16 protein-coding genes are annotated in these 19,254 nt (G+C 66.3%); 11 read left to right on the top strand and 5 right to left on the bottom strand.

Going from position 1 to position 19,254, the window contains the following annotated elements; translation table 11 throughout:
- Positions 1–11: 11 nt before the first annotated feature.
- Together CJ014_RS17820 and CJ014_RS17815 are read right to left on the bottom strand one after the other, a co-directional pair.
- Positions 12–422, bottom strand: a complete 411-nt coding sequence (locus CJ014_RS17820) for a hypothetical protein (protein ID WP_207765791.1) — start codon at positions 420–422, stop codon at positions 12–14.
- Entirely contained in the window at positions 419–964 is a 546-nt protein-coding gene (locus tag CJ014_RS17815) for an RNA polymerase sigma factor (protein WP_100081842.1), read from the bottom strand. The genes CJ014_RS17820 and CJ014_RS17815 overlap by 4 nt, the downstream gene beginning before the upstream one ends.
- 333 nt (positions 965–1,297) lie before the next feature.
- Here CJ014_RS17815 and CJ014_RS17810 point away from each other — a divergent pair, with 333 nt between their 5' ends.
- The 4 genes from CJ014_RS17810 to chrA all read left to right on the top strand — a co-directional run bounded on the left by CJ014_RS17810 (position 1,298) and on the right by chrA (position 6,108).
- Entirely contained in the window at positions 1,298–1,876 is a 579-nt protein-coding gene (locus tag CJ014_RS17810; RefSeq protein WP_100081841.1) for a TetR/AcrR family transcriptional regulator, read from the top strand.
- Positions 1,873–3,576 carry an MFS transporter gene (locus CJ014_RS17805; protein ID WP_245427428.1) on the top strand — a complete coding sequence of 568 codons (1,704 nt, stop codon included), beginning with the start codon at positions 1,873–1,875 and terminating at the stop codon, positions 3,574–3,576. The genes CJ014_RS17810 and CJ014_RS17805 overlap by 4 nt, the downstream gene beginning before the upstream one ends.
- Before the next feature lie 155 nt (positions 3,577–3,731).
- On the top strand, positions 3,732–4,757 hold the full coding sequence (locus tag CJ014_RS17800; protein WP_207765793.1) for an HlyD family secretion protein: 1,026 nt from the start codon (positions 3,732–3,734) through the stop codon (positions 4,755–4,757).
- Positions 4,758–4,926: 169 nt separating this feature from the next.
- Positions 4,927–6,108: a chromate efflux transporter gene (gene chrA, locus CJ014_RS17795; RefSeq protein WP_100081839.1), complete on the top strand. Its 1,182-nt coding sequence runs from the start codon at positions 4,927–4,929 to the stop codon at positions 6,106–6,108.
- Between the two features lie 3 nt (positions 6,109–6,111).
- On the opposite strand, the gene CJ014_RS17790 is transcribed toward chrA, so the two are convergent.
- Both CJ014_RS17790 and tkt read right to left on the bottom strand, forming a co-directional pair.
- The gene (locus tag CJ014_RS17790; RefSeq protein WP_165790886.1) at positions 6,112–6,510 is read right to left on the bottom strand and encodes a hypothetical protein; all 399 of its coding nucleotides are present in this window, start codon (positions 6,508–6,510) and stop codon (positions 6,112–6,114) included.
- Between the two features lie 241 nt (positions 6,511–6,751).
- Positions 6,752–8,788, bottom strand: coding sequence for a transketolase (gene tkt / locus CJ014_RS17785; RefSeq protein WP_100081837.1), 2,037 nt, complete (start codon positions 8,786–8,788; stop codon positions 6,752–6,754).
- A gap of 255 nt (positions 8,789–9,043) precedes the next feature.
- On the opposite strand from tkt, the gene CJ014_RS17780 reads away from it, so the two are divergent.
- The 7 genes from CJ014_RS17780 (at position 9,044) to CJ014_RS17750 (ending at position 18,315) form a co-directional block, all read left to right on the top strand.
- Entirely contained in the window at positions 9,044–9,523 is a 480-nt protein-coding gene (locus tag CJ014_RS17780; protein ID WP_100081871.1) for an RpiB/LacA/LacB family sugar-phosphate isomerase, read from the top strand.
- Positions 9,524–9,933: 410 nt separating this feature from the next.
- A complete protein-coding gene (locus CJ014_RS17775) occupies positions 9,934–10,479 on the top strand; it encodes an NADH-quinone oxidoreductase subunit NuoE family protein (RefSeq protein ID WP_100081836.1) in 546 nt (181 codons plus the stop codon).
- A 64-nt stretch (positions 10,480–10,543) separates the two neighbouring features.
- Positions 10,544–12,178 (top strand): NuoF family protein, encoded by a 1,635-nt coding sequence (locus CJ014_RS17770; RefSeq protein ID WP_245427427.1) that lies wholly within the window; start codon positions 10,544–10,546, stop codon positions 12,176–12,178.
- 26 nt (positions 12,179–12,204) lie between these two features.
- A complete protein-coding gene (locus CJ014_RS17765; RefSeq protein ID WP_207765789.1) occupies positions 12,205–13,959 on the top strand; it encodes an NADH-dependent [FeFe] hydrogenase, group A6 in 1,755 nt (584 codons plus the stop codon).
- Positions 13,960–15,424: 1,465 nt separating this feature from the next.
- Positions 15,425–16,420, top strand: a complete 996-nt coding sequence (locus CJ014_RS17760) for a dihydroxyacetone kinase subunit DhaK (RefSeq protein WP_100081833.1) — start codon at positions 15,425–15,427, stop codon at positions 16,418–16,420.
- Between the two features lie 14 nt (positions 16,421–16,434).
- Positions 16,435–17,073 carry a dihydroxyacetone kinase subunit DhaL gene (gene dhaL, locus CJ014_RS17755; RefSeq protein WP_100081832.1) on the top strand — a complete coding sequence of 213 codons (639 nt, stop codon included), beginning with the start codon at positions 16,435–16,437 and terminating at the stop codon, positions 17,071–17,073.
- A 126-nt stretch (positions 17,074–17,199) separates the two neighbouring features.
- Positions 17,200–18,315: an alcohol dehydrogenase catalytic domain-containing protein gene (locus tag CJ014_RS17750; protein ID WP_100081831.1), complete on the top strand. Its 1,116-nt coding sequence runs from the start codon at positions 17,200–17,202 to the stop codon at positions 18,313–18,315.
- A gap of 49 nt (positions 18,316–18,364) precedes the next feature.
- Here the strand turns inward: CJ014_RS17750 and CJ014_RS17745 are convergent, their stop codons facing one another.
- On the bottom strand, positions 18,365–19,153 hold the full coding sequence (locus tag CJ014_RS17745; RefSeq protein WP_165790885.1) for a DeoR/GlpR family DNA-binding transcription regulator: 789 nt from the start codon (positions 19,151–19,153) through the stop codon (positions 18,365–18,367).
- Positions 19,154–19,254: the final 101 nt, after the last annotated feature.

Genomic DNA, 19,254 nt, shown 5'->3' with positions numbered 1-19,254 from the left:
GGTGTGTCCGCTCATTGGATTTCACCCAGATCGAAATCCCCGGCGTCGAAGCTGGTGAGGATCGGCCGGTCGTCGTCGTCGATGAGGTTTGGCACCGAGGGGGCGTAGATCGCCATCAGGAAGGCGCCGGCGACCGCTCCGGCGAGGCCGGCGCCGACGATGCCGAGGCCCTGGAGGACCGAAGTCCACGACGACCGGCGGGACGGAGCGGCGGCGACGACGGCTCCCGTCAGCGCGCTGCCGGGCGGGGCGATCCGATAGGCGCCGAGCCGGCGGTCGAGGTCGGCTTCCCGGGCAAGCATGTGCCGCGCCTCGGCGTTGCCGCGCGCGAAGGCCTCGGCCGCCGCGCGTTCCGTCTCCGGCCAGCGCCGCGGCGCGGCGCCATAGGCCTCGACGATCTCACGGAATCTCTCGGGCGTCATGGCTGGCCTCCGGTCAGGCTGGTCCGCAGGTTGCGGCGGGCCCGCGCCAGCAGGCTTTCGAGCGCCTCGACGCTGATCCCCATGACGGCGGCCGCTTCGACGTTGCCGAGGTCCTGGTAATACTGCAGCACGATCGCCTCCCTCTGGCGATCCGGCAGCGCATCGATCGCCGCCTTGATCGCATCCCGCTCTTCCCTCATGGCAATCCCGGCGTCGGGGCCCGGCCCCGGATCGGGACGGTCCGGCGGCTGGGCGACATAGGTGTCGCGCCGCTTGCGCAGACAGTCCAGGCAGAGGTTGACCGCCACCCGGTGCAGCCAGGTGTCGAACAAGGCCTCGCCGGGGCGCCATGCGCCGGCCCGACGCCAGACGCGCAGGAACACCTCCTGGGCCACGTCTTCGGCATCGCCGCGATCTCCGAGCAGACGATTGGCGAGGCCGAGCACGCGCGGAAGCTTGCGCGCGACCATCTCCCGGACGGCGCCCTTGTCGCCGCTGGCCACGCGCTCGAGCAGCGCCTCGTCCGGATCATCGTTGTTCAATGCTCCCGCTTCTCGCTAGGGTATTTATTGCCATCGTTCTGATTATCGCTTCGGGTTGCGCCCTTTGTAAGACCGGCCTCCCCGTTGAACGGCCGCAACGCGCCGATCCGTCGGCGAACACGGAAAAATGTGCCGGACCGCATCGGACCGGCGGATATGAGACAAAATCGAACGTTTTTGTCCGTTTATGTTACGGCCCAGACTTGAGAGTCGGCAGAAGCGCGTAGCCGCAAACGCTCCACTACCTCGTATCACCCGATTGTCATCACCGTTCTCGCCTTGGTGAGCCTTCGGCACGTTGACAAACGGACGTTTTTGTCCGATTTGGAAGCCATGTCAAAACTCAGAAGAGACGCCGAGGAAAACCGTTCGGTTATCCTCGAGGCCGCCGATCTCGTCTTCGCCAACCACGGCATCACCGTGCCGCTCGATCTCGTCTGCCGGCAGGCGGGCGTCGGGCGGGCGACGCTTTACCGCCACTTCCCGGACCGCCACCACCTGATCGTCGCTCTCCTCGAACGGGGTCTCGAGGAAACCGCCGCCAAGGCGGTCGAGCTCGGCGACCGCGACGACGCCTTCTTCGTGCTGCTGCGCTTCCATGCCGAGCGTATCCATTCCCGCTCGTCGCTGGTCGACTACTGGCGCGTGCTCGACCGACATGCGCCGGAGGTCCGGCGGGTGCGCGAGCGCTTCCATCAGATATTCTCGCCGCTGATCTTTCGCGCCGTCGAGGCCGGCACCTGCCGTTCCGACATCCAGGTCGAGGACGTCACGCTGCTGGTCAGCATGCTCGGCTCGGCCTTGCGCGGCCGCTCGGCCGACGAGCAGGCCAGGCTCAGCCTGCGCATCTTCGAGCTGATGGTCGAAGGCCTGCGGCCGCGTACGGCCGTCGGCCCCGCGGTGCCGGCATGACCCAGCAGCCGCTCGATCCGCTGCCCGACTGGGACCCCGAGGAACGCCCCCGCATTCCCGGCTCGCCCGCCTTCGTCAAGCACTCTCCCGGGCGCCGCCTCGCCTATGGCCTGGTCGGGCTGCTGGTCATTCCGACCAGCGGCCTCGGCACCGGCCTGGTCGCCGCCAACCTGCAGAACATCCAGGGGCATCTCGGCCTGACCCAGTCGGAGGCGGCGTGGCTGTCGGCCGTCTACGTCATGTTCAACGCCTCGGCCAACCTGGTGCTCTTCAAGTGCCGGCAGAGGTTCGGCATCCGCCACTTCGCCGAGGCCGGCATCGCCGCCTACGTCGTCATCTGCGTCCTGCACCTCGTCATCGCCGATTATCCGACGGCGCTGCTGCTGCGCGCCGTCGCCGGCTTCGCCGCCGCGCCGATGAGCGCGCTCGGCATGTTCTATCTGATGCAGGCCTTTCCGCTGAAGCATCTCGGCCGCGCCCTCTGCCTCGCCCTGGGGCTGATGCAGGCGATGACGCCGCTCGCCTGGGTGCTGTCGCCGTGGCTGGCCAGCACCGGCGATTTCCGGGAGATCTACCGGCTCGAGCTCGGCATGGCGCTCCTCAGCCTCGCGGCGATCGTCATCGTCAAATTGCCGCAGGGCATCCGCATCCGGGTCTTCGAGCCGCTCGACTTTCTCGCCTTCGCCCTGCTGGCGCCGGCCATCGCCCTCATCGGCGCCGTGTTCGCCCAGATGCGCTACGAGTGGTGGGAGGACAATCCGTGGATGGCCTACGCGGTGATTGCCGCCATGGCGATGGCGACGGTGGCCGTGCTGATCGAGCACCACCGGGCCCACCCCCTGGTGATGACGCGCTGGCTCGGCACCAGCGACGCCTTCCGCTTCGGCATGGGGGCGATCGGCATGCGCTTCCTGCTGTCCGAGCAGAGCTATACGGCGCCGGGCCTGCTCCGGACGCTCGGCATGGGACCGGACCAGTTGCAGCCGCTCTATGCCGTCATCTTCGCCGCCACCATCGCCGGCGCGGTGATCTCGGCGCTGATGTTCGGCCCCAAGCGGATACTGGCGATCCTCGGCGTGTCGATCGCCCTGGTGATCGCCGGCAGCTACCTCGAGCACAGCGCCACCAATCTCACCCGGCCGCATGACGTCTACCTCAGCCAGTTGATGATCTCGCTCGCCACCGGCATGTTCATGGGGCCGCTGTTGCTGATGGGAATTACCAAGGCGCTGGCGCGCGGCACCGATCACATCGTCACCTTCTCGGTGCTGTTCAGCCTGTCGCAGGGCATCGGCGGCCTTGCCGGGCCGGCGGTGCTCGGCACCTATCAGCTCTACCGCGAGCACGAGTATTCGGCGGTCATCACCGCCGGGCTCGATCCGGCCGATCCCCAGGTGACGCAACGGATCAAGCTCTACCAGGGCGCTTACGCCAAGACGATCGTCGATCCGGCGCGGCGCGACATCCAGGCGCGGGCGCTGCTCGCCCAGGTCGCCACGCGCGAGGCCAACGTCCGCGCCTACAACGACGCCTCGCTGCTCAATAGCCTGATCGCCTTCGGCTTCCTGTTCTGGACCTTCGCCAGCGACATCTTCCGCGTGCTGACGGGCGGCGTCGAAAGGGCCGGCCGGCTGACCCGCCGCCGCCTGTCCGTCGCCCGTTACAGGCGGTCACGCAAACTCAGGACCCATCCGCAATGAACCAGACCGTCCGTCCGCCCTCGCCGGAATCGACCACCACGGTCGCCGCCCACGCCCGCCGCAGCATGGACACCGAAACCACCGACGCGGCGCCTCCACAGCGGCCCGCGCCGCCGCCCAAGGTGGCCACGGCCGGCACCGTCACCGTCGTCGCCATGCTGCTGGTGGCGCTCGCCGGCGCGGCGGCCGTCCTGTGGGCCTGGCACCTCTGGCCGTTCGCCGGCACCGTCGAGGTGACGGAAAACAGCTACGTGCGCGGCCAGGTGACGACGCTGTCCTCCCAGGTCAGCGGCTACGTGACGGAGGTGCCGGTGCGCGACTTCCAGTTCGTCAAGGCCGGGGAGCCGCTGGTCAAGGTCGACGACCGCATCTACCGCCAGCAACTGGAGCAGGCCGAAGCGCAGCTCGATATCGCCAGGGCCTCGCTCGCCAACGTTGACCAGACGATGGCGCAGACCGTCGCCACCGTCGCCGTCCGCAAGGCCGCCCTCGATCAGGCGACGGCCCAGCTCGCCCAGGTGAAGGCCACCTACGAGCGCGTCAGTTCCCTGACCCAGAAAGGCATCCGGGCCGAGACCGACCTCGATGGCGCCGTGGCCAACCTCAAGGTCGCCCAGGCGGGCGTCGCGGCCGCCGAGGCCAACGTCAGCCTGGCCGACGCCCAGGTGCGGGCCGCCGACGTGTCGCGCTCGGGACTGGCGGCGCAGGTGCGCGCCGCCGAGGCGGCCGTCGATCTGGCGCGCATCAATCTCGGCAACACGGTGATCACCGCGCCGACCGACGGCCAGATCAGCGAAAGCTCGGTCAGGATGGGGCAATACGTCACGGCCGGCACCCAGTTGATGTTCCTGGTGCCGCCGGCCCGCTGGATCGTCGCCAACTACAAGGAAACGCAGACCGCCCGTATGCGGGTGGGACAGCCGGCGACCATCGAGGTCGACGGTCTCGACGGCGCCGCCCTGCGCGGCACCGTCGAGGAGCTGGCCCCCGCCGCCGGCTCGGAATTCAGCGTGCTCAAGGCCGACAACGCCAGCGGCAACTTCACCAAGGTGGTGCAGCGCATCCCCGTCCGCATCCGCCTGCTGGAAGGGCAGCCGCTGGCCGAGCGGCTGCGGCCGGGCATGTCGGTCATCGCCAGGGTCGACACGGCGTCGGCCGAGCCACCCGCCCCGGCGCCCTAAGGTCCGGGCATCGGACCATACTGTCGTCGGCTGTGGGCGCCGCCGATATCGCCTGCAATGCCTTTTGTCACCGGCTTGTCATACGCCGCCACCATGACACTCTGCGGGAATGGGCAGCGCGGGGTGGCGGCCGATGGCAAATCAGGGTGTTGGCTCCGGCGAACAAGGGATGCGCGGAAATGCCGTCGAGGTGTTTGCCGCCTTCCTCAAGCTGGGCCTGACCTCCTTCGGCGGTCCCATCGCCCATCTGGGCTATTTCCGCGAGGAACTGGTGGTTCGCCGGCGCTGGCTGGACGACCATGCCTATGTCGATCTCGTGGCGCTCTGCCAGTTCCTGCCGGGGCCGACCTCCAGCCAGGTCGGTTTCGCCCTGGGCATGATGCGGGCCGGCTGGCTGGGCGCCTTCGCCGCCTTCCTGGCGTTCACCCTGCCGTCGGCGCTGATCCTGCTGGCTTTCGCGCTGGCCGCGCCGGCGATCGGCGGGCCGGTTGGAACCGGCGCCCTGCATGGCCTGAAGATCGTCGCCGTCGCCATCGTGGCGCAGGCGGTCTGGGGCATGGCAGGAAACCTGTGCCCCGACCGTGAGCGCGCGGCGATCGCCGTTGCCGCCGTTATCCTGCTGGCCTTTGCGCCGGGCGGCCTCGGCATGTTGGCGGCGATTGCCTTGGGCGCAATGGCCGGGCTGGCCCTCGGCCGAGGGGAGGCCAGGCCGACCGGCGGTCACGTCGCCGTTCCGGTCTCCCGATGGATGGCCGTCGGCGTCCTCGTCGTCTTTTTCGCTCTGCTGGTCTTGTTGCCGCTTTTGGCCGGACAGTCGCCGGCGCTCGCCGTCGTCGATCGCTTTTATCGGGCGGGAGCGCTCGTCTTTGGCGGCGGCCATGTCGTGCTGCCGCTGCTCGATGCCGAAGTGGTGCAAGGCGGCTGGGTGACGCACGACGCTTTTCTCGCCGGCTACGGCGCGGCCCAGGCCGTGCCGGGACCGCTTTTCACCTTCGCCGCCTATCTCGGGGCGATACTGGCGCCCGGGCCGAACGGCGTCACCGGCGCCGGACTTGCCCTGCTGGCGATCTTTCTTCCGGGCTTTCTGGTGCTCGTCGGCGTTCTGCCGTTCTGGGACCGGTTCCGTAGCGGGGCCGCCGCCCGATCCTTGATGCGGGGCGCAAATGCCGCCGTCGTCGGTGTGCTGGGCGCCGCCCTCTATTCCCCGGTCTTCACCAGCGCGGTCGCCGGTCCGCGCGACTTCGCCCTGGCGCTCGCCGGTTTCGTGGCGCTCACGGTGGGAAAGGCGCCGCCATGGCTCGTCGTCGTTCTGTCGGCGGCGGGCGGCGTCGGCCTGATGCTGCTTGGCTGAGCGTCAGAGATGGCCGATCGCGTCGACGAGCAGCTTGGCAAAGACGCTCCATCCCGCGCCGGTGAGCCAGACCAGGGTGAAGGCGCCGACCACGCCGCCCACCGTGCCCGAGACGATGCCGATGACGACGGCGCGCCAGAAGCCGCCCCATGCCGTCAGCAGGGCGGAGCCGGATGGCGCTGCCGCAACGCTGTCCCGCCGCGAGGGTTTATCGGCGGGCAAGGGGCTCTCCGGGCCGATCCGGTCCATCGGGCCGAACGCCAGGCCGGGCTTTTTCCGGTCGTCGGCCTCGAGGCGAGGTTCGGTCTTGCCGTATCCCGAGGCATCCTGATCCGGCAGGTCGTCGGTCAGGTCGAGCAGCGGGCCGAGGTCCGGCTCGATGTTGCGCGCATGCAGATTCATCGTATGGCCCTTGTCATCGTCGACAAGGTCGATACGCGGCGTTTGCGGCATTTCTGCGGGAGGTACGGCGTTCCGGCGCCTTGCGGCCGGCCCGCAAGGAAAGCCGGAGGCCGTGCCGGATCGGGAGAGCTTCCGGCACGGCTCCGATCGGGCGGGAGGAGGCCGCCCGTTGATCGGAGGCGCCGGAGCGGTCGAGGACCCAAAACCTACGCCGGCTAACCTCCGCTATCGAGGACCGCCGTCAGGCGCGCCCCGCCAGGGCCTTCGCCTTGGCGACGATGGCCTCGCGGGTGATGCCGAACTCGGCGTAGAGCCGCTCGGCCGGCGCCGACGCCCCGAAGTCGTCGAGGCCGACGACGTCGTCCTCGCTCTCGACGTAGCGCGTCCAGCCGAACTTGCCGGCGGCCTCCACGGCAAGGCGCGGCGCCGCGCCGAGCACCTGCTGCCGATAGGCCTTCGGCTGCTCCTCGAACAGCTCCCAGCACGGCATCGACACCACGGCCACCGCCAGGCCGTCCTTTGCCAGCGCTTCCGCCGCCTCGACCGCCAGCGACACCTCGGTGCCGGTGGCGAGCAGCGTCACGTCCCGCTTGTCGCCGCCGAAGCTGCGGATGACATAGGCGCCGAGGCCGGCGCGATTCCCGGCGGGGTCTTCTCCTTCGCCGCCGCGCAGTTGCGGCACCGCCTGCCGCGACAGGGCGAGCAGCGACGGCCGATGGCGGTTGCGCACGGCGACGTCCCAGCATTCGAGCGTCTCGACCACGTCGGCCGGCCGGAATACCAGGAGGCGCGGCAGGGCGCGCAGCGAGGCCAGATGTTCCACCGGCTGGTGCGTGGGGCCATCCTCGCCGAGGCCGATCGAATCGTGGGTCATCACGTAGATGGTGCCGACGCGCATCAGCGCCGACAGGCGGATGGCGCCGCGCGCATAATCGGAGAACACCAGGAAGGTGCCGCCATAGGGAATGAGGCCGCCGTGGGCGGCCATGCCGTTCATGACGGCGCCCATGGCGAACTCGCGCACGCCGTAGCCGACATAGCGGCCGGACTGCGAGCGGGTGAACTGGCTGTCCACCGCCTTGACGCGGGTGAGGTTGGAGCCGGTGAGATCGGCCGAGCCGCCGATCATTTCCGGCACCGCGGCGGTGATCGCCTCGAGGGCGATCTGGCTGGCGCGGCGCGTCGCCACCTTCTGCGGCTTGGCGAACAGGTCGCGCTTGAGCGCCTCGACGGCGTCCGGATAACCGGCGGGCAGCGCGCCGCCCATCCGCCGCTCGAACTCCGCCCGAACATCGGCCGGCCGGGCCGCCAGGCGCTCCTGCCAGGCCTTGCGCGCCGTCATGCCGCGGCCGCCGATCTCGCGCCAGCGGGCGAGCAGCTCGCCGGGAATCTCGAACGGGGCGGCGGTCCAGCCGAGCGCCGCCTTGGTGGCGGCCGCCTCGACGGCGCCGAGCGGCGCGCCGTGCGAGGATTCCTTGCCCGCCTTGTTGGGCGAGCCGAAGCCGATCACCGTGCGCATGGCGATCAGCGACGGACGGGTGGTGGCGGCCTTGGCGGCGGCGATCGCCTGGTCGAGGGCAGCCACGTTGTGCCCGTCGCAGGCCTGGACGTGCCAGCCGCAGGCGCGGAAGCGGGCGGGAACGTCTTCGGAGAAGCTGATCGTCGTGGAGCCGTCGATGGTGATGCCGTTGTCGTCGTAAAGGACGATCAGCTTGCCGAGGCCGAGATGGCCGGCCAGCGAGGCGGCCTCCTGGCTGATGCCTTCCTCGAGGCAGCCGTCGCCGCACAGCGCGAAGATGTGGTGATCGACGAGGTCGGCGCCGAATTCGTCGGCCAGGCGCCGTTCCGCCAATGCCATGCCGACCGCCCCGGCGATGCCCTGGCCGAGCGGGCCGGTGGTGGTCTCGATGCCCCTGGCATGGCCGTATTCCGGATGGCCGGCCGCCCTGGATCCCCATTGGCGGAAGGCCTTGATATGATCGATGGTCATATCCTCATAGCCGGTGAGATAGAGCATCGCGTAAAGCAGCGCCGAGGCATGGCCGTTGGACAGCACGAACCGGTCGCGGTCGGGCCAGTCGGGATGGGCGGCGTCGAACTTCAAATGGCGTGCGAACAGCACCGTGGCGGCGTCCGCCATGCCGAGCGGCGCGCCGGGATGCCCGGAATTGGCCGCTTCGACGGCGTCGATGGCGAGCGCCCGGATGCAATTGGCGAGCTGGAAATCGATCGGGGCACGCGTGGCCTTTTCCATGATCCATTGAGACGTGGTCGACATGATGCCTCTCCTGTTTGAGACAGTTCCTAGCGCAAAGGCACAAAAATATCAACATAAGTTATCAAACCAACACAAATAGGTTGATTTTGCCTGTTACGGTGTTATGTTCCGCCCAGAAAGCCCCGAGACGCACAGAATGATGAGACTCTGATCGTCCCCGCCGGGAGACGCGCCGGGTGAGTTCACATCCACGCGGCAGAGGCCATAAGGCCCGACCGGCGCAGACGGGTGCCAACACGCGGAGAGGAAAGCATGATCAAGGTGGCGGTGGCCGGTGACAGTGCCGGGGAAGGGCTGGCCCATGTGCTGGCCGAGCATCTCAAGACGCGCTTCGACGTGTTCGAAGTGTCGCGTACCGGCAATGTCGCTGACCCCTTCTACGCCAATCTTGCCGACCGCGTCGCGACGGGCGTGCTGGACGGCACCTACGACCGGGCCATCCTCATCTGCGGAACCGGCATCGGCGTCTGCATCAGCGCCAACAAGGTGCGCGGCATTCGGGCCGCCCTGACGCACGACGTCTATTCCGCCCAGCGGGCCGCGCTTTCCAACGACGCCCAGATCATCACCATGGGCGCCCGCGTCGTCGGCGTCGAGCACGCCAAGCTGATCGCCGAGACCTTCCTCGACCTCACCGGAAAGTTTGATCCGAACGGGCCATCGGGAGGGAATGTGAAAGCCATCGAGGACGTCGACCGGAAATACGCGGCGAGCCTTGGCGCGTGCGACCGCTGACAGCGCCGAAGGTGGCGCAACATCCCGGCTGGGGGACCCCGTCCCGCCATGTCGGCCGGACGGAAGCGGGCGGCTGAAAGCCGTCCCAAGACCGGTCTACAGGCGAAAAACGGAATGATTGATCCATCGTAACGTTTCGATTTGCATGTTTATATTGCCGTATATGGAACTCTACTTCTTGATGACGGCGCGATGATGTGAAAGCCTATCGAAGTGTTGGGCGGACGCACGGACCGTAACGCCTGGTGGACTCCGAAAACATGACAATAAACATCTAAATATTCGGGGCCGACCGGACGGCGGGTTGGTTGGAGGGATTCCTCATTAACTGACGGACTTGGATAGGCAGAACTGTTCGCCTGGCAATTAAATCGATTGAAATAACAACAAAGGCTGCACGGACAAAAAAGATGAGTGAAGACAGCGTGGTGGAGGACATCGAATCCGAAGTCGAAGAGGCTCCGGAGGACGAAATCATCGTCCTGGCGCAAAAATGGAAGAGGAAGCGGGGCAGCCTCATCATGGCGCTGCACGAACTTCAGGGGCGGCTCGGCTATGTGCCGCGCGAATCCGCCATGAAGCTCGGGCGCGAGATGGGGGTTCCGCTGGCCAACATCTACGAGGTGCTGACCTTCTACAATTACTTCAAGCTGGAAAGTCCCGGAAAATACATCATCTCGGTGTGCACCGGCACGGCCTGCCATATCAAGGGCTCGCCGAAGCTGCTGCACGGCATCGAGGACGAGCTCGGCATCAAGGAAGGCGAAAGCACGCCGGACGGCGAATACCACCTCCAGGGGGTGCGCTGCCTCGGCTGTTGCGGTCTCGCGCCGCTCGCCTCGGTCAACGGCAAGGTCTACGGCAAGCAGGACGTCACCAACGCCCACGGGCTGCTCGAGCAGGTCGGGCACGACCAGCCGATGCACGTTGCCGCCGAGGCCGCCGACGCCGAATAGGCCGCCGAAATCCGAACAATTCCAGACATGAAGTAGGACTGTTATGAAGCCGGAAGAGCTTGAAGTGAAAGCTGCCGCCGAGCTTGCCAAACAGCAAGCGATGGAAGTGCGCCTGGTCTGCTGCTCGAGCACGGGCTGCCAGTCGTCCGGCGCGGCGGACATCGTCGCGCGCCTCAAGGCCGATCTCGCGGCGAAGGGGCTGGAGGGCAAGGTTCAGGTCGGCGGCACGGGCTGCATGGGCCTGTGCAGCAAGGGGCCGCTGGTGCGCATGACCTCCAAGGCGCACGAGGACATCCTGTTCAGCGAGATGACCCCCGACCTCGCGACGCGTCTCGTCGACGAGGTGATCGCGCCGATCGCCGGCGGCGAAAAGCTCGACGACCCGGTCGGCGCGCTCGGCGCCCACGTCGTCGACCTGCACGCCGCCTTCTTCGCCATGCAGGAGCGCGTCGTGCTCTCCAACAACGGCCACGCCGATCCGGAGAAGCTCGCCGACTACCTGGTGCACGGCGGCTATCAGGGCCTCAGGAAGGCGCTGAGCATGTCGGCCGAGGAAATCTGCCAGGAAGTGCTGGCCTCCGGCCTGCGCGGCCGCGGCGGCGCCGGCTACCCGACGGGCCTCAAGTGGGATTTCGCCCGCCGCATGCAGTCCGACGTCAAATACGTCATCTGCAACGGCGACGAGGGCGATCCCGGCGCCTTCATGGACCGCTCGGTGCTCGAAGGCGACCCGCATGCGGTGCTCGAGGGCATGATGATCGCCGCGCGCGCCATGAACGCCACCAACGGCGTGTTCTACATCCGCGCCGAATATCCGCTGGCCGTCGACCGCATCGAGAAGGCCATCCGCCAGGCGCGCCAGGCCGGCCTCGTCGGCCGCAACATCCTGAACTCCGGCTGGAGCTTCGACTTCGACGTCCGCCTCGGCGCCGGCGCCTTCGTCTGCGGCGAGGAAACCGCCCTGATCGCCTCGGTGGAGGGCAAGCGCGGCACGCCGCGTCCGCGTCCGCCGTTCCCCTCGGTCAAGGGCCTGTGGGACAAGCCGAGCTGCGTCAACAACGTCGAGACGCTGGCCAACGTGCCGCGCATCCTGCTGAAGGGCGCCGAGTGGTTCGCCGCCAAGGGCACCGAAAAGTCCAAGGGCACCAAGGTGTTCGCGCTGACCGGCAAGATCGCCCACAACGGCCTCGTCGAGGTTCCCATGGGCATCACCATCCGCGAGATCGTCGAGACGATCGGCGGCGGCACCGGCACGGACCGCAAGGTGAAGGGCGTGCAGACCGGCGGTCCGTCGGGCGGCATGATCCCGGAAAGCCAGTTCGACACGCCGATCTCCTACGAGCACCTGCAGCAGCTCGGCTCGATGATGGGGTCCGGCGGCCTCATCGTCATCGACGACCACGACAGCGTCGTCGAGCTCGCCCGCTTCTATCTCGACTTCTGCGTCGACGAATCCTGCGGCAAGTGCGCGCCCTGCCGCATCGGCGGCACGCAGATGCTGCATCTTCTCGACAAGATCGTGGCCGGCGACGGCACCGAAGAGGACATCGCCAACATCAGGATGATCGCCCAGGCCATGCAGAAGGGCTCGCTGTGCGCGCTCGGACAGACGGCTCCCAACCCGGTGCTGTCGGCGCTGAAGCATTTCAGCTCGGAGTTCACCGAGCGCCTGAAGAAGCCCGTGGCTGCCGAAGCCTGATTTCCCGAGATCGAGAAGTGGTCGAAATGACAGACATGATCAACGCAACGATTAACGGCGTGCCCGTGGAGGTTGCTCCGGGAACCACCATCCTGGACGCGGCGCGCAAGGCTCACGTGAAGATTCCGACGCTCTGCAAGCATCCGGATCTCGAGGCGACCGGCGCCTGCGGCATCTGCATCGTCAAGGTGAACAACACCGGCAAGATGCTGCGCTCGTGCTGCACGCCCATCGACGACGGCATGGACATCCTGACGGAAACGCCGGAAATCGTCGAAGTGCGGCGCGGCGTCCTGGAACTGACGCTGTCGCGGCACCCCAACGAATGCCTGACCTGCCTCCGCAACCAGAACTGCGAATTGCAGGCGCTCGCCGCCGACTTCGGCATGACCGGCTCCGAGCTGCCGAGCGTCGTCCCCGACCTGCCGCTCGACACCTCCACCCGCAGCATCGTGCTCGATCCGCGCAAATGCGTGCTGTGCGGCCGCTGCATCACCGTCTGCCAGCAGCACCAGAACGTCTGGGCGCTGAGTTTCCTCAACCGCGGCTTCAAGACGCGCATCGCGGCGGCCGGCGACATTCCTCTGGCCGATTCGCCCTGCGTGCGCTGCGGCCAGTGCTCGGCCCATTGCCCGACCGGCGCCATCGTCGAGTATGACGAGACCGTCGACGTCTGGAACAGGCTGCAGGATCCCGATGCCTATTGCGTGGTGCAGATCGCGCCGGCCGTCCGCGTCGCCGTCGGCGAGGCCTTCGGCTTCCCGATGGGCGCCAACCTGACCGGCAAGATCTACGCCTCGCTGCGCCGGATGGGCTTCAAGGCGGTGTTCGACACCAATTTCGGTGCCGACCTGACGATCATCGAGGAAGCGGCCGAGTTCAAGAGCCGGCTGCTCGAAGGAACGGGCGCGCTGCCGCTGATCACCAGCTGCTGTCCGGGCTGGGTCGACTTCATGGAGAAGTTCCATGGCGACATGATCGACCATTTCTCGAGCTGCAAGTCGCCGCACGAGATGGTCGGCGTCCTGTCCAAGACCTATTACGCCGAGAAGATGGGCATCGATCCGGCCAGGATCTTCGTCGTGTCGGTCATGCCCTGCACGGCCAAGAAGTCCGAGATCATCCGCTCCAAGGAGATGAGCTCGTCGGGCTATCAGGACGTCGACGTGTCGCTGACCACGCGTGAGTTCGCCCGCATGATCAAGCAGTCCGGCATCGATTTCGTCGGCATCCCCGAGGAGCAGCCGGACCATATGCTCGGCGCCTATACCGGCGCCGGCACCATCTTCGGCGCCACCGGCGGCGTCATGGAAGCGGCGCTGCGCACGGCGCACTACTACGTCACCGGCGAGGACGCGCCGCGCGTCGACTTCGAGATGACCCGCGGCCTCAAGGGCGTCAAGGAAGGCAAGCTCACCGTCGCCGGCAAGGAGATCCGCGTCGCCGTGGCGCACGGTCTCGCCAACGTCGAGCAGGTGCTCGAAAAGGTGCGGACCGCCCGCGAGGCCGGCGAGGAGCTGCCCTATCACTTCATCGAGGTGATGGCCTGCGCCGGCGGCTGCGTCGGCGGCGGCGGCCAGCCCTACGGCGCCACCAACGAGCTCAGGACCAAGCGGGCGGCCGGGCTGTATCAGGAAGACCAGGCGGGCCTGTGGCGCTGCTCGCACCACAATCCCTACATCAAGGAGCTCTACGCCGACTTCCTCGGCGACATCGGCAGCCACAAGGCCCACGATCTCCTGCACACCGGCTATCAGGTGCTGCCGGAATACAAGCGCTGATGGCGTCGCGTCGGCATCGGACCGAAAAGTGGATTCCGGTTTTCGGCCCGATGCGACAACAAAGAACTGGTTCGTCGTGTGCGTACCCGGGGCAAATTCCCGGGTACGCGCACGTTCCGATCACGCCGTGATCCTGAGCGCATCGCTTCCCATAGATTGTCATCCTCGCGAAGGCGAGGACCTCGGGACGAGAAGGGGATGAGGGGCGTATCAGGCGCCTTGCGTTGCTGGAGCGCCATATCGGCGTCGAGCTTTGTTCTGCCTGAGGTCCTCGCCTGCGCGAGGATGACAGCTTTATATTGGGGAACAAAGGAATAGACCGGCGCACTGGGACCCGAGGCAAATTCCCCGGACACGCTATCTCTCAAGCTTGCCCGGAAATTTGCCCGGTTACGGAACGTCCCTGTCACGCCGTCGCCGCCGAGCGCATCGCTTCCCATAGATTGTCATCCTCGCGAAGGCGAGGACCTCAGGACGAGAAGGTGATGAAGGGCGTATCAGGCGCCTTGCGTCCTGGAGCGCTATATCTGCGCTGGAGCTTTGTTCTGCCTGAGGTCCTCGCCTGCGCGAGGATGACAGCTTTATATATGAAGAACAAAGGGATAGGTCGGCACACTGGTGCCCAGGGCAAATTCCCGGGCACGCTGTTTCTCATATCCTGACGTTCGGGCCTTCCAGGCCGTGGCCCGGCGAGGATCGGAGCGCGCACGCCGCTGATTGGCCGATGGCGCAACCGTTACAAGGCTATGTAGCGACTGTTCGCGTACGGCTTCACCGACAATTCCATGCCGAGCCAGATGAAACACCGCATATCGCCATAAGATATCCCTGTCCTCCGCCTCGCCAGGATTGTTCTTTGATATTTCGTTGTATCGAATTCAAGAACAGTTTAAATATATTCGGATATTTGATGATTTCAAATATATATGTCTTTGATGAATCGCACATATTATTGAAATATTTGAAATTTAAGTTTCGATTTTTGAAGGCAACTTCCATCGAGAGCCGCAAGCGCTGAAATGACCGATGCGCAAATGTCCAGGCGATGATCGAGCGCTCACATCCACCGGGAGACGCCCTTATCCGGCTTTGAGCATGATCTCAGCCCGAAGGGGCGGAATGATCCGAAATACCCACAAAACAGGCGTGCACCTGTGATATTTGGGATATTTGTATCATAACTAATGTCATTTTCGCCCGTAAGAACGCGAACAAACGCTCATTCGTGTTGACATCCGGTCGGGCCGGGCGTAGCGTTTCCTAAAGAAACAACGCAGCATTGAAGACTGCGCTAGGGAAGGAATTGGGTCGCCGGGCCGCGTCTGCAGACGTGCCGGCGAGCGGCTTGCCAAGTTTTGAAGGACAGTGACTGCTTTCGTCCATGGCGTCGGCAGTAACGGGCAAGGTGCGTCCGGCGGTGACTGCCGGATGGATAACGATAACTGGCTTAGGGTGGAGACGACCGATGAATAGAATATTCAATGACCCTGATCTGATGGTCGAGGATGCCGTCAGCGGCTATCTCAAGGCGCATGACGATCTGGTGTCGGCGACGACGAACCCGCGCGTGATCAAGGTCAAGTCGGCGCCCAAGGCCGGCAAGGTCGGCGTGGTGACCGGCGGCGGCTCCGGCCACGAGCCGGCCTTTCTCGGCTATGTCGGCGAGGACATGGTCGATGCGGTGGCCGTCGGCGAAATCTTTTCCTCCCCCACGGCGCAGGCCTTCTTCGACGCCTTCAAGGCCAGCAATGGCGGCGCCGGCGTCGCCTGCCTCTACGGCAACTATGCCGGCGACAACATGAACGTGAAGATGGCCGTCAAGATGGCCGCCAAGGAGGGCATCGCCGTCAAGACCGTGGTGGCCAACGACGACGTCGCCTCGGCGCCCAAGGACGAGTTGGCCAAGCGCCGCGGCGTCGCCGGCGAGATCCTGATGTGGAAGGTCGGCGCGGCGCGCGCCGCCGAGGGCGGCAGCCTCGACGAAGTGATCGCGGCGGCGCAGAAGGCCATCGACAACACCCGCTCGATCGGCATCGGCCTCAGCCCCTGCACGATCGTCGCCGTCGGGCATCCCAACTTCCAGATCAAGGACGGGGAGATGGAGGTCGGCATCGGCCATCACGGCGAGCCCGGCGTGTCGGTGATGAAGACCAAGCCGGCGGCCGAGATGGCCGACATGATGCTGGACTACGTGCTGCCCGATCTGCCGTTCGCCGCCGGCGACAAGGTGGCGGTCCTGCTGTCCGGCCTCGGCGCCACGCCGATCATGGAGCTCTATATTCTCTACAATCGGATCGCCGAGGTGCTCGGGCAGAAGAAGATCGCCATCAAGCATAACTTCGTCGGCAACTACTTCACCTCCCTCGAGATGATGGGGGCCACCCTCACCGTCATGCGCCTCGACGACGAGCTCGACCGGCTGCTCGCCCGGCCGGCCCGTTCGATCGGTCTCGTGAAATGAGCGGGGAGCTTGTCATGACCCTTCCCGTCAGCGCGGCCGGCTTCCTGGTGACCGATCTGGTCAAGGCGATCGTTGCCGAGCGCGACCACCTCAGCGACATCGACGGCGCCATCGGCGACGGCGACCACGGCATCAACATGGCCAAGGGCTTCAACCTGTGCGCCCAGGCGCTCGGCTCGCCGACGCCCGGCCTGAAGGAGAGCCTCGGCATCCTCGGCAACACGCTGATGGCCGGCATCGGCGGTTCGATGGGGCCGCTCTACGGCACCTTCTTCAACGAGATGGCCGATTCCCTCGACGGCGCCGCCGAGCTCGACGCCGCCGCCTTCGGCCGGATGATCCGCGCCGGCCTCGACGGCGTGCTCGACATCGGCGGCGCCAAGCCGGGCGACAAGACGCTGCTCGACACCCTGGTGCCGGCGGTCGAAGCCTTCGAGGCGGCCACCGCGGCCGGCAAGCCCTATCGGGTCGCCCTCGACGACATGACGGAGGCTGCGCGCAAGGGGCGCGATTCCACCGTTGCGATGATCGCCAAAGTGGGGCGGGCGAGCCGTCTCGGCGAGCGGTCGCGCGGCGTCATGGACGCCGGCTCGGCGTCCTGCTGCGTCATTCTGGAGACGCTTGCCGCCAGCGTCGCCTCGAAGATCGACTGACCGGAGGCCCCTTTCAGGAGGACGGCCGTGAGCGACCCGTCACGGTCAGGGGCTGACGATTGCACCAAAAGCTGGCGGGCGTTTTCGGCCGGGAGGCCGTGCCGCCGAACCCTCAGGGAGGAAGACATGAATTTCGTGAAACAACCCAAGTCGGTGTCGCTCGGCGAGCTGCCGGCCAAGATGGACGCCGTCGTCGCCTACGCCCCCGGCGATTTTCGCTTCGCCCAGGTCGACGTGCCGCGCGCCGGTCCGGACGAGATCATCATCAAGGTCGAGGGCTGCGGCATCTGCGCCGGCGACATCAAGAGCTATGACGGCGCGCCGTCCTTCTGGGGCGACAAGGACCAGCCGGCCTACATCAAGGCGCCGATGATCCCCGGCCACGAATTCGTCGGCATCGCCGTCGAGCTCGGCGAGAACGTCGCCGCCGAGGGCAAGTACAAGCTCGGCGAGCGGCTGATCTCGGAGCAGATCGTGCCGTGCGGCCATTGCCGCTTCTGCCAGCGCGGCGAATATTGGATGTGCGAGAGGCACGACGTCTACGGCTTCCAGACCAACGTCAACGGCGCCATGGCCGCCTACATGCGCTTCCCCAAGGAATCGCGCACCCATAAGGTTCCCAACGACCTGCCGCTCGAGAAGGCGATTCTCGTCGAGCCCTATGCCTGCTCGGCGCACGCGGTCAACCGCGGCAACGTCCAGTTCGACGACGTGGTGGTGCTGTCCGGCGCCGGCACGCTCGGCCTCGGCATGGTCGGCGCCCTAAGGCTGAGGAATCCCAAGAAGCTGATCGTCCTCGACGGCAAGGAAGACCGTCTCGAGCTCGCCAGGAAGTTCGGCGCCGACATGGTCCTCAACCCGTTCAAGGAGGACGTCGACAAGATCGTCAAGGACCTGACCGACGGCTATGGCTGCGACGTCTACATCGAGGCCACCGGCCATCCGTCCAGCGTGCTGCAGGGCCTGAAGATGATCCGCAAGCTCGGCCGCTTCGTCGAGTTCAGCGTGTTCAGCCACGACGTCACTTGCGACTGGTCGATCATCTCCGACCGCAAGGAGCTCGATGTGCTCGGCGCCCATCTCAGCCCCTACGTCTATCCCTTCGTCATCGACGCCATCGCCGATGGCCGTCTGCCGACCGAGGGCGTGGTGACCCACACGCTGCCGCTCAAGGACTATGACGAGGGCTTCAAGATGATGAAGAAGGGCGACAAGTCCCTCAAGATCATGCTGGTTCCCTGATGAAGGACGCGGGCGGGCGGCAGTGCCGCCCGCTCTTCAACCCTGCCGGTCACTCCGCCGGCGTCGTCTCGACGATGCGCAGTTGCACGTTGCTCTTGCGCAAGAGTTCGGCCTCGGCCGGCGGGATGCCGGAGTCGGTGATCACGATGTCGAACTCGTTGAGGCCGGCCAGGCGGATAAGCGCCGTGATGCCGAACTTGGAGCTGTCGACCAGCAGGACCCGGCGGTCGACCGCCTCCATCAGCGCCCGCTTGGTGCGCACCACGTCTTCCTGTTGGTGGTAGGCGACGGCGCCGAGGATGGTCGAGGTCGACATGAACAGCGTGTTGGCCCTCAGCGTCGACACGGTCTTCTCGCAGAGGTAGCCGAAAAAGGCGTTGAAGCGGGAGTTGTAGTGGCCGCCGAGGCAGATGGTCTCGATGCCGTGCGCCTCCTTCAACATGTCGATCACCGTCAGGCTGTTGGTGATCACCGTCAGCGGCTTGCAGCCGACGATCAGCGGCGCCATGCGCGACACGGTGGTGGAATCGTCGAGGATGATGGCCTGTCCCGGCTCGACCATCTCGATGGCGGCGCGGGCGATCGCCTCCTTCTCGGCGTCGGCGAGGCGCGACCGGTAGAGGATGGTGCTTTCGACCAGGCTGGAGGAATGCACGGTGACGCCGCCGTGGACGCGACGAACGATGCCTTGCTCCTCCAGGACCTTCAGGTCGCGGTGAACGGTCATGCGGCTGACGCCGAAATGCGTCGCCAGCTCGTCCACCTGGGCGGAGCCGACAGGCAGGAGATACTCGAGAAGCGCCTTGCGCCGTCCTTCCGGTCCGGAAGACGGCTTCACGCCTCGGCGTCGATCATGTTCGATATCCACGGTCGTAACGTTCCTCCTAGGGAATCCGTACCGGTGTTAGCACAATTCGGCGAAAATTATAGCACCTTGTC

The organism is Pleomorphomonas carboxyditropha, from assembly GCF_002770725.1.
GTDB classification, from domain to species: domain Bacteria; phylum Pseudomonadota; class Alphaproteobacteria; order Rhizobiales; family Pleomorphomonadaceae; genus Pleomorphomonas; species Pleomorphomonas carboxyditropha.
Note: the sequence above shows the minus strand (reverse complement) of the source record. Positions and strands in the feature narration are given on the sequence as shown.

Coding starts and splice junctions, on each gene's coding strand:
- CJ014_RS17820 (WP_207765791.1), bottom strand. CDS start 422: ATGACGCCCGAGAGATTCCGTGAGATCGTCGAGGCCTATGGCGCCGCG.
- CJ014_RS17810 (WP_100081841.1), top strand. CDS start 1,298: ATGTCAAAACTCAGAAGAGACGCCGAGGAAAACCGTTCGGTTATCCTC.
- CJ014_RS17805 (WP_245427428.1), top strand. CDS start 1,873: ATGACCCAGCAGCCGCTCGATCCGCTGCCCGACTGGGACCCCGAGGAA.
- CJ014_RS17800 (WP_207765793.1), top strand. CDS start 3,732: ATGCTGCTGGTGGCGCTCGCCGGCGCGGCGGCCGTCCTGTGGGCCTGG.
- chrA (WP_100081839.1), top strand. CDS start 4,927: ATGCGCGGAAATGCCGTCGAGGTGTTTGCCGCCTTCCTCAAGCTGGGC.
- CJ014_RS17790 (WP_165790886.1), bottom strand. CDS start 6,510: ATGAATCTGCATGCGCGCAACATCGAGCCGGACCTCGGCCCGCTGCTC.
- tkt (WP_100081837.1), bottom strand. CDS start 8,788: ATGTCGACCACGTCTCAATGGATCATGGAAAAGGCCACGCGTGCCCCG.
- CJ014_RS17775 (WP_100081836.1), top strand. CDS start 9,934: ATGAGTGAAGACAGCGTGGTGGAGGACATCGAATCCGAAGTCGAAGAG.
- CJ014_RS17765 (WP_207765789.1), top strand. CDS start 12,205: ATGACAGACATGATCAACGCAACGATTAACGGCGTGCCCGTGGAGGTT.
- CJ014_RS17760 (WP_100081833.1), top strand. CDS start 15,425: ATGAATAGAATATTCAATGACCCTGATCTGATGGTCGAGGATGCCGTC.
- dhaL (WP_100081832.1), top strand. CDS start 16,435: ATGACCCTTCCCGTCAGCGCGGCCGGCTTCCTGGTGACCGATCTGGTC.
- CJ014_RS17750 (WP_100081831.1), top strand. CDS start 17,200: ATGAATTTCGTGAAACAACCCAAGTCGGTGTCGCTCGGCGAGCTGCCG.